This window comes from Kitasatospora sp. NPDC002543, from assembly GCF_053594915.1.
Genome location: NZ_JBSFWR010000026.1, coordinates 29,065 through 46,764, shown reverse-complemented (window position 1 = coordinate 46,764; position 17,700 = coordinate 29,065). Strand labels below are relative to the sequence as shown.

Annotated in this window: 1 protein-coding gene; it reads left to right on the top strand. The window is 77.5% G+C overall.

What is annotated here, in order from left to right:
* Nucleotides 1-13 precede the first annotated feature (13 nt).
* Nucleotides 14-17,695, top strand: coding sequence for a non-ribosomal peptide synthase/polyketide synthase (locus tag ACWD4P_RS14225; protein WP_449779780.1), 17,682 nt, complete (start codon nucleotides 14-16; stop codon nucleotides 17,693-17,695).
* Nucleotides 17,696-17,700 lie beyond the last annotated feature (5 nt).

The following is a 17,700-nucleotide window of genomic DNA, read 5'->3' as shown; positions in this document are numbered from 1 at the left end:
AGGACCTTCCGCAATGGCCGACCGGCCTGCCCAGCCCCTGCGCCCGACCGTTCCACCGCAGACCGGCGGCACCACCCGAGCCCCGGGGGCCGCCCCCCGGACCCTCGACGCGCTGTTCACCGCCCAGGCGGCCCGCACCCCGCACGCGCCCGCGCTCACCGACGGCCGCCGCACCTGGACGTACCGGGACCTGGCGGAGCGCGTCGACCGGCTGGCCCGCGCGCTGCGCCGGCACGGCGCCGGCCCGGAGCGGACGGTGGCGCTGGCCCTGCCCCGCTCGATGGAACTGGTCGCCGCCGAACTGGCCGTCGCCCGGGCGGGCGCGGCCTTCCTGCCGGTGGACCCGGGCTACCCCGCCGAGCGGCGGGCGCTGATGCTCGCCGACGCCGACCCGGTCGTCGTGCTGGACGACCCGGCCGCCGTCCGCGAGGCCCTGGAGACGGCCGCGGAGCCGGCCGGGCCGGGTGAGCAGGGGGAGACGGCCGGCCTCGACCACCCGGCGTACGTGATCTACACCTCGGGCTCCACCGGCACGCCCAAGGGCGTGGTCGTCACCCACCGCGGGATCGCCGGGTTCACCGCGGCCGCCGTCGAGAACTACGCCGTCGGGCCCGGCGACCGGGTGCTCCAGTTCTCCTCGCCCAGCTTCGACGCCTCCGTCCTGGAGCTGTTCGTCTCCGTCCTCACCGGCGCCACCCTGGTGATCCCGCCGCACGGCCCCTGGCTGGGCGAGGAGCTCGCCGCCGTCCTGGACGACCACCGGATCACCCACACCCTGATCCCGCCCGCCGCCCTGGCCACCGTCCCCGCCGGTGCGGGCCGCCACCTGCGCACCCTGATCGTCGGCGCCGAGGCCTGCTCCGCCGAACTGGTCGACCGCTGGGCACCGGGCCGACGCATGATCAACTCCTACGGCCCGACCGAGGCCACCATCGTCGCCACCTGGACCGGCCCGCTCGCCGCCGGCACCGGGTCGCCCACCATCGGCGACGCCCTGCCGCACGCCCGGGTCCACGTGCTCGACGAGCGGATGCGGCCCCAGCCGCCCGGCACCGACGGCGAGCTGTACCTCGGCGGCGAGGGCGTCGCCCGCGGCTACCTCGGCCGCCCCGGACTGACCGCCGGGCGCTTCGTCGCCGACCCCTTCGGCCCGCCCGGAGCCCGGCTCTACCGCACCGGCGACCGCGCCCGCCGCAACGCCGACGGGGAACTGGAGTTCCTCGGCCGGCTCGACCGGCAGCTCAAGGTGCGCGGCTTCCGCATCGAGCCCGGCGAGATCGAGGCCGCGCTGCGCGCCCACCCGGCCGTCGACCAGGCCGTCGTGGTGGTCCGCGAGGACGAGCCGGGCCACGTCCGGCTGATCGGCTACGCCACACCCGCCGACCCGGGGGCCGCCCCCGACCCGGCCGAACTGCGCACCGCCCTGGCCGCCGCACTGCCCGCCCACCTGGTGCCCGCCGCCGTCGTCGTGCTGCCCGAGTTCCCGCTCACCCCGCAGCTCAAGATCGACCAGCGGGCGCTGCCCGCGCCCGCCCGGCAGAACACCGCCGGGCGGCTCGCCCCGCGCACCGGCGGCGAACAGGCCCTGGCCGCCGTCTGGGCCGAGGTCCTCGGCCTCGACGCGGTCGGCGCCGAGGACGACTTCTTCGACCTCGGCGGCGACTCCGTCCTCGCCGCCCGCACCCTGTCCCGGGTCGCCGAACGGCTCGGCGTGCGGCTCACCCTGCGGGACGTCTTCACCGCCCGCACCGTCGCCGCCCTCGCCCCGCTGCTCGACCGGCCGGCCGACACCGCGGGCGCCGAGCCGATCCCGCCCGCCCCGGGCGGGGAACCGCTGCCGCTGTCCAGCGCCCAGCGCCGGCTCTGGTTCCTGGACGACCTCGCCCCCGGCGGCACCGGGAACAACACCGGCGTCGCCCTGCGGCTGCGCGGCGCCCTCGACCGGGACGCCCTCGGCCGGGCCCTGCGCCGGCTCACCGCCCGGCACGACGCGCTGCGCACCACCGTCGTCACCGTCGACGGGCAGCTCGCGCAGCGCGTCGCCGAGCGGGCCGACCTGCCGCTGCGCACCGAGGACCTCGGCGCCCTGCCCGCCGAGGAACGCGCCGCGGCCGCCGAACACCTGCTGGCCGAGGAGCTGTCCCGGCCCTACGACCTGACCCGGGGCCCGCTCACCCGGGTGCTGCTGATCCGGCTCGCCGACGAGGAGCACCTGCTGCTGCTGGCGCAGCACCACATCGTCACCGACGGCTGGTCGGTGGGCGTCCTCACCCGCGAACTGGCCGAGCTCCACCGCGCGGAGGCCGCCGGAGAGCCGGACACCCTGCCCGCCCCCGCCCTCCAGTACCCCGACTTCGCCCACTGGGAGCAGCACCGCCCGGCCGACCACACGGCCGACCTCGCCTACTGGAGGCGCGCCCTGGCCGGCCTGCCGACCCTGCGGCTGCCCACCGACCGCCCCCGCCCCGAGCAGCGCACCAGCCACGGCTCGGCGCACCGCCACCACCTGCCCGCCGAACTGGTCGACCGGCTGCGCCACCTCGCCACCGGCCGCGGCACCACCGTGTTCACCCTGTTCGCCGGGGCGTGCGCGCTGCTGCTCTCGCGCCACTCCGGCCAGCGGGACGTCGCCTTCGGCACCGTCACCACCGGGCGGGAGCGGCGCGAACTGGAGGAGGTGACCGGCTTCTTCGTCAACACCGTGGTGCTGCGCGGCGACGTGGACGAGGAGGCCACCGTCGACCGCTTCGTGGAGGGCATGCGCACCACCCTGCTGGACGCCTTCGCCCACGCCGCGGTGCCCTTCGACCGGGTCGTCGAGGAACTCGCCCCGCCCCGCGACCCCAGCCGCACCCCGCTGGTCCAGGTCGTCGTCGTCCAGCAGACCCCCACCACCCCGGCGCCCACCGGCGGACTGCGCTTCGCCGACCACCCGCTGCCCCGCCCCGCCGCCCGCTTCGACCTGGTGCTGGAGTTCACCCCCGACGACGCCGACGGCGGCTGCACCCTGACGGTGGAGTACAACACCGACCTCTTCGACCGGCGGACCGCGACCGCGCTGGCGGACCGGCTGCACCGGCTGCTCGCCGGAATGGCCGACGGGCCGCAGCGCACCCTCGCCGAACTGCCGATGGTCTCCGAGGAGGAGCAGCGCGCGCTGCTCGACGCCTGGACGGCGCCGGGGGACGGCCCGCGCAGCTACGTCCTCGACCGCGCCCTGCGCCCCCAACCCGACGGCGTGCCCGGCGAGTTGTACCTCGCGGGCCAGCTGCCGGACCAGCCGGGGGAGGGCCTCGGTGAGCTCGTCGCCGACCCGTACGCCGCGCCGGGCGCCGGGCCCCTCGGACCCGGCGGAGGCGGGATGTACCGCACCGGGGAACTGGTGCGGCGCACCGCCGACGGCGGACTGGAGTACCTCGGCAGGGCCGAGCAGTGGGCCCGGCCGCGCAGCCTGGAGCCCGACCCGGAGGAGACCGCCGAGGCGCTGCGGGGCTGCCCGGAGGTGGCCGAGGCGGCCGCCGTCCTCACCGGCGCCCCCCGGCGGCTGGTCGGCTACGCGGTGCCCGTCCCCGGCGGCCGGATCGAACCCGAGGAAGTGCGCCGCGCCCTCGCCCTGACCCTGCCCGACCACCTCGTCCCCGCCGTCGTGGTGCCGCTGCCCGCCCTGCCGCTGGGCCCCGACGGCACGCTCGACCGCGACCGGCTGCCCGACCCGGGGCCCGCCGCGCCCGCCGTCCGCCACGTCGCCCCCCGCACCCCCGCCGAACGCGCGCTCGCCGGCATCTGGGCCGAGGTGCTGCGGCTGGAGCGGGTCGGCGCCGACGACAACTTCTTCGACCTCGGCGGCGACTCCATCCTCGGCATCCAGGTGGTGGCCCGCTCCCGGCAGGCCGGGCTGGCGGTGACCTCCCGGGACCTCTACCGCCACCAGACCGTCGCCGCGCTCGCCCTCGCGGCCGAGGACGCCGAGGCTCCGGCCGCGCCCGCACCGGTGGCCGCCACCGGCCAGGCCGTGCCGACCCCGATCCAGCGCTGGTGGTTCGAGCGGGCCGCCGGGAGCGCCGGGCACTTCGCCCAGGCGCTCTCCCTGCTGCTGCCCGCCGACCTGGACCGGGCCGCCCTGGAGGAGGCGCTGAACGACGTGGTCGCCCACCACGACGCGCTGCGCTCGGCCTTCACCGCCCCGGACGGCGGCGGCGCCGCGCGGTGGCGGATCCAGCAGCCGACCGGCCGGACCGCCCTGGTCCGGCACAGCGGCCCCGACCAGGACACCCCGCACTTCGGCCCGTACGACCTGGACGGCGGCGCGCCGCTGCTGCGCGCCGTGCTGCACGAGCGCGCCGGGGGCCGCCCGCCCGTCCTGCACCTGGCCGTCCACCACCTGGTGGTCGACGGGGTCTCCTGGCGGGTGCTGCTGGAGGACCTCGACACCGCCTACCGGGCCCGCCGCGACGGCCGGGACGGCGCCGCGGCCCTGCCGGCCAAGTCCTCGCCGCTGCGCCAGTGGTCCGAGCGGCTGAGCGCCTTCGCCGCCGAGGGCGGCTTCGAGGACGAGACGGCGTACTGGGCGCGGGCCCTGCCCGAACCCGGCACCGCCGAGGCCTTCCCCGACGAGCTGGACGGCCCCGACACCTACGCCACCGAACGCTCCGTCACCGTCCGGCTGAGCCCCGCCGACACCGCCGCCCTGCTGCGGACCCTGCCCGACACCTACCGCACCCAGGCCAACGACGTGCTGCTGAGCGCGCTCGGCCGGGCGCTGTGCGGGGCGAGCGGGCTGGAGCGGGTCGTGGTGGACGTCGAGGGCCACGGGCGCGAGGAGCTGTTCGCCGACCTCGACCTCAGCCGCACCGTCGGCTGGTTCACCACCCGCCACCCCGTCGCCCTGGCCGTCCCCGCCGGAGCCGGCTGGGACACCGTCCTCAAGCAGGTCAAGGAGCAGCTGCGCGCCGTCCCCCGGCGCGGCCTCGGCTTCGAGGCGCTGCGCCACCTCGGGCGGCCCGGCACGGCGCCCGAGGCCCCGGCCGCCCGGATCAGCTTCAACTACCTGGGCCGGATCTCCCTGCCGGACGACCCGGACGGGCTGTTCCGCGGCACCTTCCGGCCGCTGGAGCTGGACGCCGACCCGGCCGTCCGGCGCCCCCACCCGCTGGAGGTGGTCGGCCGGCTGGACGGCGACGCGCTGGAGTTCACCTGGTTCCACTCCGCCGCCGTCCACCGGAGCGGGAGCGTCGAGGCGCTGGCCCGGCGCTTCGCCGAGGAACTGGCCGACCTCGCCCGCCACGCGGCCCGCCCCGGCGCGGCCGGGCGCACCCCGTCCGACTTCCCGCTGGCCCGGCTCGACCAGGCGGCGGTGGACCTGGTCACCGGCGCCGACCCGGGCGCGGTCGAGGACGTCCTGCCGCTCACCCCGACCCAGGCCGGGATGCTCTTCCACGGCCTCGCCGAGGAGGAAAGCGGCGCCTACTTCCAGCAGCTGGACTTCGTCCTGGACGGCGTGGCCGACCCGGCCCGCCTCGCCGCGGCCTGGCAGTGGGTCACCGACCGCACCGCGGTGCTGCGCGCCCACGTCCGCTGGCAGCGGGTGCCCGAGCCGCTGCTGGTGGTGCACCGCCGGGCGGCCGTGCCGGTCACCCACCTGGACTGGCGGGCGCTGCCCGGGGACGAGCGCCGCGACCGGCTGGCCGAGCTGCTGGACCGCGACCGGGCCCAGGGCCTCGACCTGGGGCGGGCCCCGCTCCAGCGGCTGCTGCTGATCCGGCTGTCGGACGACCGGGTGCGGGTGCTGTGGTCCTTCCACCACCTGGTCCTGGACGGCTGGAGCCTGTTCCAGGTGCTCTCGGACGTCTTCGCGGTGCACGCCGCCCTCGCCCGCACCGGGGCGGACGTCCCGTACGGCACCGTGCCGGAGCGCCGGCCCTACCGCGACTACCTGGCCTGGCTGGCCGGGCGCGACCACGCCGAGGCCGAACGGCACTGGCGCACCCGCCTCGCCGGGCTCACCGAGCCGACGCCGCTGCCCTACGACCGCGAGCCGGTGGCCAGCCACCGCGCCGAGTCCACCCGGGACCTGCCGTTCACCCTGCCCGCCGCCGCGACCAGGGCTCTGGAGGACCTGGCGCGCGGCGCCGGACTGACCCTCAACACCGTGCTCCAGGGCGCCTGGGCGGTACTGCTGGGCCGCCAGGCCGGACGGGACGAGGTGGTGTTCGGCACCACCTCCTCAGGGCGGCCGCCCGAGCTGCCCGGCGTCGAGGCGATGACCGGCCTGTTCATCACCACCCTGCCGACCCGCACCGCCGTACCCGCCGAGGGCACCGTGCTCGACTGGCTCCGGGCCCTCCAGCGCGAGCAGAGCGAGGACCGGCGGTACGGCTTCGTCCCGCTCACCCGGCTGCGGGCCGGCACCGGACTGCCCGAACAGAGCGGCCTGTTCGACAGCCTGGTGGTCTTCGAGAACTACCCGGTCGACGAGGACGCGGCCGACGCCCACGGCCTGCGGCTGCGCGACCTGGACGGCATCGAGACCACCAACTACCCGCTGGCGCTGCTGGCCTACCCCGGCCCGGAGCTGTCGCTGCGGCTCTGCTACGACCCGCGGCTGTTCGACGAGTCCACGGTGCGCCGGCTCGCCCGGCAGCTCACCGCCCTGCTGACCGGCCTGCCCGCCGGCGCCCACCGCCCGCCCGCGCGGCTGCCGCTGCTCACCGGCGAGGAGCGCCGGCGCGTCCTGGTCGACTGGAACGCCACCGCCGTCGAGCAGCCCGCCGCCGACATCGCCGAACTGTTCGCCGGGCAGGTGCTCCGCACCCCCGCGGCCGTCGCCCTGGAGGCCGACGGGCAGCGCCTGACGTACCGCGAACTCGACGCCCGCGCCGCCGAACTGGCCGGCCGGCTGGCCGCCCGCGGGGTGCGGGTCGAGCAGCCGGTCGGGGTGCTGATGGAGCGCTCCGCCGACCTGGTCGTCGCCCAGCTGGCGCTGGTGCGCACCGGCGCGGTGTACGTGCCGCTGGACGGCCGGGCGCCGCGCGAGCGGCTGCAGCGGATGCTGGCCGCGGCCGGCGCCGAACTGCTGCTCACCGACGCCCACCGGGCGGCGGAGGCGGCCGCGCTGCGCCCGGCCGAGCGGGTGCTGCGGGTCGACCTGCCGGAAGACCTGCCCGGCGACCGGCCCGAGGACCTGCCCGGCGACCGGCCGGTGGCGGCCCCGGCGGCCGTCCACCCCGACCACGTCCAGTACCTGATGTTCACCTCGGGCTCCACCGGCACCCCCAAGGGCGTCGCGGTGCGCCGCCGGGACGTCGCCGCGCTCGCCCTGGACCGCGCCTTCGCCGGCCACGACCGGGTGCTGGTGCACTCCCCGCACGCCTTCGACGCCTCCACCTACGAACTCTGGGTGCCGCTGCTGCGCGGCGGCACCGCCGTCCTCGCCCCGCCCGGTGACCTGGACGCCGCCGCCGTCCGGCACGCCGTCACCGAGCGGGGCGTGAGCTGCCTGTGGCTGACCGCCGGCCTCTTCCGGCTGCTCGCCCAGGAGGACCCGGGCTGCCTGCACGGCGCCCGCGAGGTGTGGACCGGCGGCGAGGCGGTGCCCGGCGCCGCCGTCCGCAAGGTCCTGGCGGCCTGCCCCGGCCTCACCGTCGTCGACGGCTACGGGCCGACCGAGACCACCACCTTCGCCACCCGCCGGGCGTTCCGCGCCGGCGACGAGCTGCCCGCCGTGCTGCCGATCGGCCGCCCGCTGGACAACACCCGGGTGTACGTCCTGGACGGCGCCCTCCAGCCGCAACCCCCGGGCGTCACCGGCGAGCTGTACATCGCCGGGGCCGGCCTCGCTCGCGGCTACGCGGGCCGCCCGGGGGAGACCGCCGCCCGCTACCTCGCCGACCCCTTCGGCCCGCCCGGCGGCCGGATGTACCGCACCGGCGACACCGCGCGGTGGAGCGAGGACGGCGAACTGCACTTCGTCGGCCGCGCCGACGACCAGATCAAGATCCGCGGCTTCCGGATCGAGCCCGCCGAGATCGAGGCCCGGCTCACCGCCCACCCGGCCGTCGCCGAGGCCGTGGTCTCGCTGCACCAGGACGGCGGACGCAAGCGCCTCGCCGCCCACCTGGTGCCCGCCGAGGGCGCCGAGGCGCCCGGCGCCGCCGCGCTGCGCGCCCACCTGGCCGCCGACCTGCCCGACTACATGCTGCCCGCCGCCTTCGTCACCCTGCCCGAACTCCCGCTCACCGCCAACGGCAAGGTGGACCGCCGACGGCTGCCCGCCCCCGAGTGGTCGGCGGGCGGCGACCGCCCCCACCGCGCCCCCGGCACCGAGCGCGAGCGGCTGCTCGCCGCGATCTGGTCCGAACTGCTCGGGGTCGAACGGGTCGGCCTGGACGACGACTTCTTCCTGCTCGGCGGCGACTCCATCCTGAGCATCCAGGTCGTCTCCCGGGCCCGCGCCGCCGGACTCGCGCTCTCCCCGCGCGACCTCTTCCGGCACCCCACCGTCGCCGCCCTGGCCGCGGCCGCCGGCAGCGCCGTCACCGTGGCCGGCACCGAAGCGGTCAGCGGCGAGGTCGGCCTGACGCCGATCCAGCACTGGTTCCTCGACCCGAACCCGCCGTACGCCGAGCAGTTCGACCAGTCCGTCGTGGTGGAGGCCCCCGGCGCCGTCGACCCGCGGGCGCTGCGCCGCGCCCTCGCCGCCCTCTGGGCCCACCACGACGCGCTGCGCACCCGCTTCACCCGCACCGCGGACGGCGCCTGGCAGCAGCACTGCGCCCCCGCCGACCAGGCCGCGCCCGAACTGCTGGAGGTCCACGACCACGGCGCCGAGGAAGCGGTGACCGCGGCCGCCCACGCCTCCTTCCGGCTCGCCACCGGCCCGTTGCTCACCGCCCGCCTCCTCACCGGCGGCGCCGGCCGCCCCGACCGGCTGCTGCTGGCCGTCCACCACCTGGCCGTCGACGGCGTCTCCTGGCGGGTGCTGCTGGAGGACCTGGAGACCGCCTACCGGCAGGCCGTCGAGGGCCGCCCGCTGCGGCTGCCCGCCCGCACCAGCTCCGTCCGGGAGTGGGCCGACCGGCTGGCCCGGCACACCGCGGCCGGCGGCTTCGCCGCCCAGCGCGCCCACTGGACGGCGGCCGCGGCGGCCTGCGCCCGGGCGCTGCCGGTGGACGGCGAGGGCGCCAACACCGCCGCCGAACTGCGCCGGGCGACCGTCCGGCTGGACCGCGCGCGCACCGACGCCCTGCTGCGCAGGGTCCCCGCCGTCTACCGCACCCGGATCGACGACGTGCTGCTCACCGCGCTCGGCCGGGTGCTCGCCGACTGGACCGGGCACGGCACCGTCGCCGTCGGCCTGGAGGGCCACGGCCGCGAGGACGGCCTGTTCGACGGCGTCGACCTGTCCCGTACGGTCGGCTGGTTCACCTCGCTGTTCCCCGTCGCCCTGGACGTCCCGGCGGCGGGGGACTGGGGCACCGCCCTCAAGGCCGTCAAGGAGCAGCTGCGGGCGGTGCCCGACCGCGGCCTCGGCTACGGGGCGCTGCGCCACCTCGCCCGGGACGGGGCGCTCGCCTCCGCGCCCGCCCCCGGCATCAGCTTCAACTACCTGGGCCGCTTCGACTGGTCCGCCGACGGCGCCGCCCTGGTCCGCGCCGTGCCCGGCGGCCTCGGCGGCGCGGAGGCCCCCGGCACCGAGCGCCCCCATCTGCTGGACGTGGTCGCCCGGGTCGAGGACGGCGAGCTGGAGATCGGCTGGTACTACAGCGCCGGCCGGCACCGGGAGAGCACCGTCGACGGGCTGGCGCGGGCCATGCTGGGCGCGCTGGAGGAGATCGTCGCCCACTGCGCCGAACCCGGCGCGGGCGGCCGCACCCCCGCCGACTTCCCGCTCGCCCGGCTCGACCAGGCCGCCGTGGACCGGATCGCCGGGGACGGCCGCACCGTCGCCGACGTCTACCCGCTGACGCCGATGCAGGCCGGGATGCTCTTCCACAGCCTGCTCGACCCGGACGGCGACACCTACGTCAACCAGGTCCAGCTGGTGCTGTCCGGCGTCACCGACCCGCACGCGCTGGCCGAGGCCTGGCAGCAGACCGCCGACGCCAACGCCATCCTGCGCACCGGCCTCAGCTGGCAGGACGGCGCCGAGCCGCTCCAGGTCGTCCGGCACCGGGCCGTCGTCCCGGTCACCCACCACGACTGGAGCGGCCGCCCCGCCGAACAGGTCGAGCGCGACACCGCCCGGCTGCTCGCCGAGGACCGCGCGGCCGGGCTCGACCTCACCGCCGCGCCGCTGCTGCGGCTGGCCCTGATCCGGCTGACACCCACCCGGGTACGGGTGGTGTGGACCTTCCACCACGTGCTGCTCGACGGCTGGAGCGCCGCCCAGGTCTTCGACGAGGTGTGCGAGCGCTACGCCGCCCTGACCGCCGGCCGCGCCCCCGCTCCGGTCGAGCGCGCGCCCTACGCCGACTACCTGCGCTGGCTGGCCGGCCAGGACCGGGCCGGGGTCGAACGGTACTGGCGCGCCACCCTGGCCGGCTTCCCCGCCCCCACCGAACTGCCCCGGGACCGCCGCCCGGCCGGAGCCCACCGCGCCTCCTCCTCGGCCTCGGTACGGGTCGCCCTCGGCCCCGCGCTGTCCGAGCGACTGCGCGACACCGCCCGGCGGGCCGGGCTGACCGTCAACACCGTGCTCCAGGGCGCCTGGGCGCTGCTGCTCTCCCGCTACGGCGGCGGCGAGGACGTGGTGTTCGGCACCATCGTCTCCGGCCGGCCCGCCGAACTGCCCGGTGTCACCTCGATGGTGGGGCTGTTCATCAACGCCCTGCCGACCCGGGTGCGGATCGACGCCCGGCGCCCGCTGCTGGAGTGGCTGCGGGAGGTCCAGGACACCCAGTCCGAGGCCCGCCGGCACGACGCCGTCTCGCTGGCCCAGCTCCGGAACTGGAGCGAACTGCCCGGCGGAACCGCCCTGTTCGACAGCATCGTCGTCTTCGAGAACTACCCCTTCGACGCCGAGTCGCTGACCCGGCACGGCCTCGGGGTGGAGACCGAGCACGTGCTGGAGCCGACCAGCTACCCGCTCAGCGTGGTGGTGGCGCCCGGCACGGACATCGAGGTCAGCCTCGACCACGACCCGGCCGCCTTCGACGCCGCCACCGTCGAACGGCTCGGGGCGAGCCTGCGCACCCTGCTCGCCGGGATGGCGGCCGGCCTCGACCGGCCGTCCGGCGAACTGCCGCTGCTGGACCGGGCCGAGGGGCACCGACTCCTGGAGCGCCTCGCCGGCGAGGTCCGCCAGGCGCCCCGGGGCACCCTGCCCGAGGCCTTCGCCCGGCAGGCCGCCCGCACCCCCGACGCCCCGGCCGTGCGCGCCGGCGGGGAACAGCTGACCTACCGGGAGCTCGACGAGCGCTCCGACCGGCTGGCCCGGCTGCTGATCGAGGCCGGGGCCGGCCCCGAGCGCTTCGTCGCGCTCGCCCTGCCGCGCACCGTCGACCTGGCCGTGGCCCTGCTCGCCGTGCTCAAGAGCGGCGCCGGCTACCTGCCCGTCGACCCCGGCTACCCGGCCGAGCGGATCGCCTACCTCTTCGAGGACGTCCGGCCCGACGCCGTGGTCACCGCCGCCGCCACCCGGGAGCGGCTGCCCGACGGCCCGTACCACCGGATCGTGCTGGACGACCCGGACTGCCGGGACCGGCTGGCCGCGGCCCGCCCCGGGCCCGTACGCGACGAGGAACGGAACGGCGCCCTGCTGCCGGAGCACCCCGCGTACGTCATCCACACCTCCGGCTCCACCGGCCGCCCCAAGGGCGTGGTGGTCGCCCACGCCTCGGTGCTCGCCCTGACCGACTGGGCCGCCGCCGAGTTCGCCGGACGCGGCCTGGAGCACGTGATCGCCGCCACCTCGCTCAACTTCGACGTGTCGGTGTTCGAGATCTTCGGGCCGCTGCTCTCCGGCGGCCGCGTGGAGCTCCTGCGCGACCTGCTGGCCCTGGCCGAGCACCCCGGTCCCTGGGAGGCCGGGCTGCTCAGCGCGGTGCCCTCGGCGCTCGGCGGACTGCTCGCCGACGGCGGCGTCCGCCTGGACGTGGACACCGTGGTCCTGGCCGGCGAGGGACTGCCCGCCCGCACCGTGCGCCAGGTCCGCGAAGCCGTCCCCGGCTGCCGGGTGTTCAACGTCTACGGCCCCACCGAGGCCACCGTCTACGCCACCGCCCACACCTGCGACCCCGCCGACCCGGACCGCGACCCGCCGATCGGCCGCCCGGCCGGCGGCGCCCGCGCCTACGTCCTGGACGAGCGGCTGCGCCCGGTGCCCGTCGGCGCGCCCGGGGAGCTGTACCTGGCCGGCACCGGCGTGGCGCGCGGCTACCTGCGCCGCCCCGGGCTGACCGCCGCCCGCTTCCTGCCCGACCCCTACGGCCCGCCCGGCAGCCGGATGTACCGCACCGGCGACCGGGCGCGCTGGAGCGCCGACGGCGAACTCGACTACCTCGGCCGCGCCGACGACCAGGTCAAGGTGCGCGGCTTCCGGATCGAACTCGGCGAGGTCGAGGCCGCGCTGGCCCGCCACCCCCGGGTGTCGGCCGCCGCCGCCCGGGTCGTCGAGCAGGACGGCCACAAGCGGCTGGTCGGCTACGCGGTGGCCCGCGACGGCGACCTGCCCGACCCGGCCGAATGGCGGGCCTTCCTCGGCCGCACCCTGCCCGACCACCTGGTGCCCGCCCTGGTCGTACCGCTGGAACGGCTGCCGCTCGGCGCCACCGGCAAGCTCGACCGGCGCGCCCTGCCCGTCCCCGCCCCCGCCGCCGGGAGCACCGGGCACGAGCGGCCGCCGCACACCGACACCGAACGGGCCCTCGCCGCGATCTGGCGCGAGGTGCTCGCAGTGCCCGAAGTGAACGCGGACGACAACTACTTCGCCCTCGGCGGGGACTCCATCCTCGGCATCCAGATCGTCTCGGCGGCCCGCCGGAACGGCCTGGCGCTCACCCCCCGGGACCTGTTCGCCCACCAGACCCTGGCCGAACTCGCCCGCGCCGCCGAGCGCTCCCCGAGCCCCGCGGCCACCGCCGAGCAGGGCGCCGTCACCGGCGACGCCCCGCTCACCCCCGTCCAGCACTGGCTGCTGGACACCCTCGACGGCGACCCGGCGCGGCTCACCCAGACCGTCTCCTTCGTCCTCGCCCCCGACACCGGGGAACGCGACCTGCGGGCCGCCCTGGCCGCCGTCCTGGACCACCACGACGCCCTGCGGCTGCGCTACGAACCGCTGCCCGACGGCCACCGGCGCCAGCACGGCACCGCACCCGGCCAGGCCCCCGAGCTGCACGTCCACGAGGCGGCCGGGGGAGAGGAGCGCGAGGCCGTCCTGCGCGGGCTCGGCGAGCGCCTCGCCGAGGGCTTCGACCTGGCCGCCGGCCCGCTGCTGCGGGCCGCGCTCTGCCGCTTCGCCGACGACCCCCGCCCCGTCCTGCTGCTGACCGCCCACCACCTGGTGGTCGACGCCGTCTCCTGGCGGATCCTGCTGGAGGACCTGGAGCGCGCCCACCGCGCGCTCAGCGCCGGAGAGCGGCCCGACCTCGGCGCCAAGACCACCTCCTTCCGGGCCTGGGCCGAACGGCTCGCCGCACACACCGCGGCCGGCGGCTTCGACGCCGAACTCCCCTACTGGCAGAGCCTGGTGGACGACGAGATACCGGTGGACCTGGAGGGCGCCAACACCGCCGACACCGAGGAGTCGCTGACCTTCGAACTGGGCGCCGAGGACACCCGCCGACTGCTCCAGGACGTCCCGGAGGCCTACCGCACCCGGGTCAACGACGTCCTGCTCTGCGCCCTCGGCCGGGTCCTGGCCCGCTGGACCGGACGGGACCGGGTGCTCGTCGCCCTGGAGGGCCACGGCCGCGAGGACCTCCTCGAAGGCGTCGACCTGTCCCGCACCGTCGGCTGGTTCACCGCGATGTACCCCGTCGCCCTCGACGTGCCCCGGGACGCCGACACCGGCACCGCCCTCAAGGCCGTCAAGGAGAACCTGCGGGCCGTGCCCGGCGGCGGCCTCGGCCACGGCGCGCTGCGCCACCTCAGGCCGGTGCCCGGCCTCGCGCTGCCGCGGATCGGCTTCAACTACCTGGGCCGGCAGGACCGGACGGCCACCCCCGGCGGCCTGCTGCGCGAACCGGCCGGCCCGCTCACCGGCGGCATGGACCGCACGGCCCGCCGCCCCCACGTCCTGGACGTGCTCGGGCAGGTCGCCGACGGCCGGCTCTCCTTCACCTGGTCCTACTCCCGCGCGCTGCACCACGGCGGGACGGTCGCCCGGCTGGCCGCCGAACTGCTGGACGAGCTGCGGGAGATCGTCCGCCACTGCGCCGAACCCGGCGCCGGCGGCCGCACCCCCTCCGACTTCCCGCTGGCCGGCCTCGACCAGGCCGGCGTCGACCGGCTGGCCGGCACCGGACGGGAGGTGACGGAGATCCAGCCGCTCACCCCCACCCAGACCGGCATGGTCGTCCACGGCCTCGACGAGGCCCGGCACGGCCTGTACGTCGAACAGATCACCTTCGTCCTGGACGGCGCCCGCGACCCCGACCTGCTGGCCGTCGCCTGGCAGCACGTCGTCGACCGCACCCCGGTGCTGCGCACCTCGGTGGTGCTCCGGGACGTACCGGTCCCGCTCCAGGTCGTCCACCGCCGGGCGACACTGCCCGTCACCCGGCACGACTGGAGCGGGCTGACCGAGGCGCGGCACCACGAGCGGCTGGAGGAACTGCTCGCCGACCGGCGCACCCGCCCGCTCGCCCTGGACCGCGCCCCACTGCTGCGCCTCGACCTGATCCGGCTCGGCCCCGACGCCGTCCGGGTGGTCTGGGAGTTCCACCACGTGCTACTGGACGGCTGGAGCGTCTTCCACGTCCTCGGGGACGTCCTGGCCGCCCACGCCGCCCTCGCCCGCGGCGAGCGGCCCGAACTGCCCGAGCGCCGGCCCTTCGCCGACCACGTCCGCGGCCTCGCCGCCCGCGACACCGGCGCCGCCGTCGAGCACTGGCGCGGCGTGCTCGCCGACCTCACCGCCCCCACCGCCCTGCCCTGGGACCGCCGCCCCGCCCCGGGTGAGACCACCCGCTCCGGGGACTGGCTGTCGCACCGGCTGGACGAGGCGAGCACCGCGCGGCTCCAGGAGTTCGCCCGCCGCCACCGGCTGACCCTCAACACCGTGGTGCAGGGCGCCTGGGCGCTGCTGCTGTCGCGCTGGAGCGGCGAGCCGCGGGTCTGCTTCGGCACCACCGTCTCCGGCCGGCCCGCCGACCTGCCGGGCGCGGACGGCATCGTCGGCCTGTTCATCACCACCCTGCCCGCCCGGGTCGCCGTCGACGGCCGCCGGCCCTGCGCCGACTGGCTGCGCACCCTCCAGGAGGAGCAGGCCGAGGACCGCCGCCACGACCACCTGCCGCTGGCCCGGATGCACGGGCTGAGCCAGGTGCCGCCGGGCACCGAGCTGTTCGACAGCCTGGTGGTCTTCGAGAACTACCCGGTCGGCGACGCCACGGCCGGCGCCCACGGCCTGCTGCTGCGCGACCTCGACGCCCGGGAGGCCACCAACTACCCGCTCACCGTGGTCGTCTCGCCCGGCGAACGGCTCGCCGTCGAGCTCGGCCACGACCCCCGCCACCTCGACCGGGAGAGCGCCGGGCGGCTGGCCGGCCAACTGCTGCACACCCTGACCGCGCTGGCCGACTCGGACGGCACCACCCCGCTGGACGAACTCGACCTGCTGCCGCCCGGCGAACACGAGCGGCTGCTGCGCGGCCCGGCCCGCCCCGAACTCGCCCCGGTGCCCCCGGCAACCCTGCCCGCCCTGGTCGAGGCCGCCGCGGACCGGTGGCCGCGGGCCGTCGCCCTCAGCGCCGCCGGCCTGGAACTGACGTACGCCGAGGCCGAGGCCCACGCCAACCGGCTGGCCCACCGGCTGATCGCGCGCGGCGCCGGCCCCGGGGAGACCGTCGCCCTGCTGCTGCCCCGCTCGGCGGACACCGTGCTCGCCGAACTGGCGGTGGCGAAGAGCGGCGCCGCCTTCCTGCCCGTCGACCCGCACTACCCCGAGGAGCGGATCGGGGCGATGCTGCGCGACGCGGCCCCCGCCCTGACCCTGGACGCCAAGGAGGTCGCCGAACTCCTCGCCGCCCCGGACGGCGCCCCGGACCACCGCCCCACCGACGCCGACCGGACCCGCCCGCTCGACCCCGACGACCCGGCCTACGTCATCTTCACCTCCGGCTCCACCGGCACCCCCAAGGGCGTCGTCGTCACCCACCGCGGCCTCGCCGCCTTCGCCGCCGCCGAGGCCGCCCACTACCGGGTGGCCCCGGGGGACCGGGTGCTGGCCTTCGCCCCCCCCAGCTTCGACGCCTCGGTGCTCGAACTGTGCCTGGCCCTGCCGCACGGCGCCCGGCTGGTGGTGCCCGAGCCGGGGCCGCTGCTCGGCGCCCACCTGGCCGCGCTGCTCCGGGCGGAGGGCGTCACCCACACCCTGCTGCCGCCCGCCGCCCTCGCCACCCTGCCGGACGACACCCCCGGCAGCCTGCCCGCGCTGAGGACCCTGATCGTCGGCGCCGAGGCCTGCGGCGCCGACCTGGTCGCCCGCTGGGCCCCGCACCACCGGATGGTCAACTCCTACGGCCCCACCGAGGCCACCGTGGTCGCCACCTGGTCCGACCCGCTGACCGCCGACGGCACCGCCCCGCCGATCGGCCGCCCGCTGCCCGCCACCCGCGCGTACGTCCTGGACGCCCGGCTGCGGCCGGTGCCCGACGGCGTCCCCGGCGAACTGTGGCTGAGCGGACCGGCCCTGGCCCGCGGCTACCTAGGCCGGCCCGGCCTGACCGCCGCCCGCTTCACCGCCGACCCGTACGGGCCGCCCGGCGGCCGGATGTACCGCACCGGGGACCTGGTGCGCCGCGACCGCCACGGCGAACTGCACTACCTGGGCCGCACCGACCACCAGCTCAAGCTGCGCGGCCACCGGATCGAGGCCGGCGAGGTGGAGGCCGTGCTGTCCCGCCACCCGGCCGTCCTGGACGCCGTGGTGAGCATCCGGGAGGACGAGCCCGGGCTGCCCCGTCTGGTCGCCCACCTGCTCGCCGCCCCCGGCACCGAGCCGCCGACCGGTGCCGAACTGCGCGCCCTCGCCGCCCGCGCGCTGCCCGGCCACATGGTCCCCTCGGCCTTCGCGGTGCTGGAGCGCTTCCCGCTCACCGCGAGCGGCAAGACCGACCGCGCCGCCCTGCCCGCCCCCGCCCCGGAGGAGGCCGAGCCGGCCGAGCGGGTCGCGCCCCGCACCCCCACCGAGGAGGCGGTGGCGGAGATCTGGGCCGAGACCCTGCACACCGCCGTCGGCGCCACCGACGACTTCTTCCGGCTGGGCGGCGACTCCATGCGCGCCCTGCTGATCGCCTCCCGGGCCAACGACGACTTCGGTGTCACCCTCACCCCCCGCGACGTGCTGGTCTCCCGCACCGTGGCCGCCCTCGCCGAGCTGGTGGAGGACCTGGTGCTCAGCGAGCTCGAAGCCGCCGCGCTGGACGGACCCGACGACCCCGACGCCCCTGGCGACGCCCTCGACGACCCCGACGATCCCGACGCCCCTGACGAAGCCGCCGACTCCGGCCGCCCCGACGAGAACGAACGGTGAGGAGC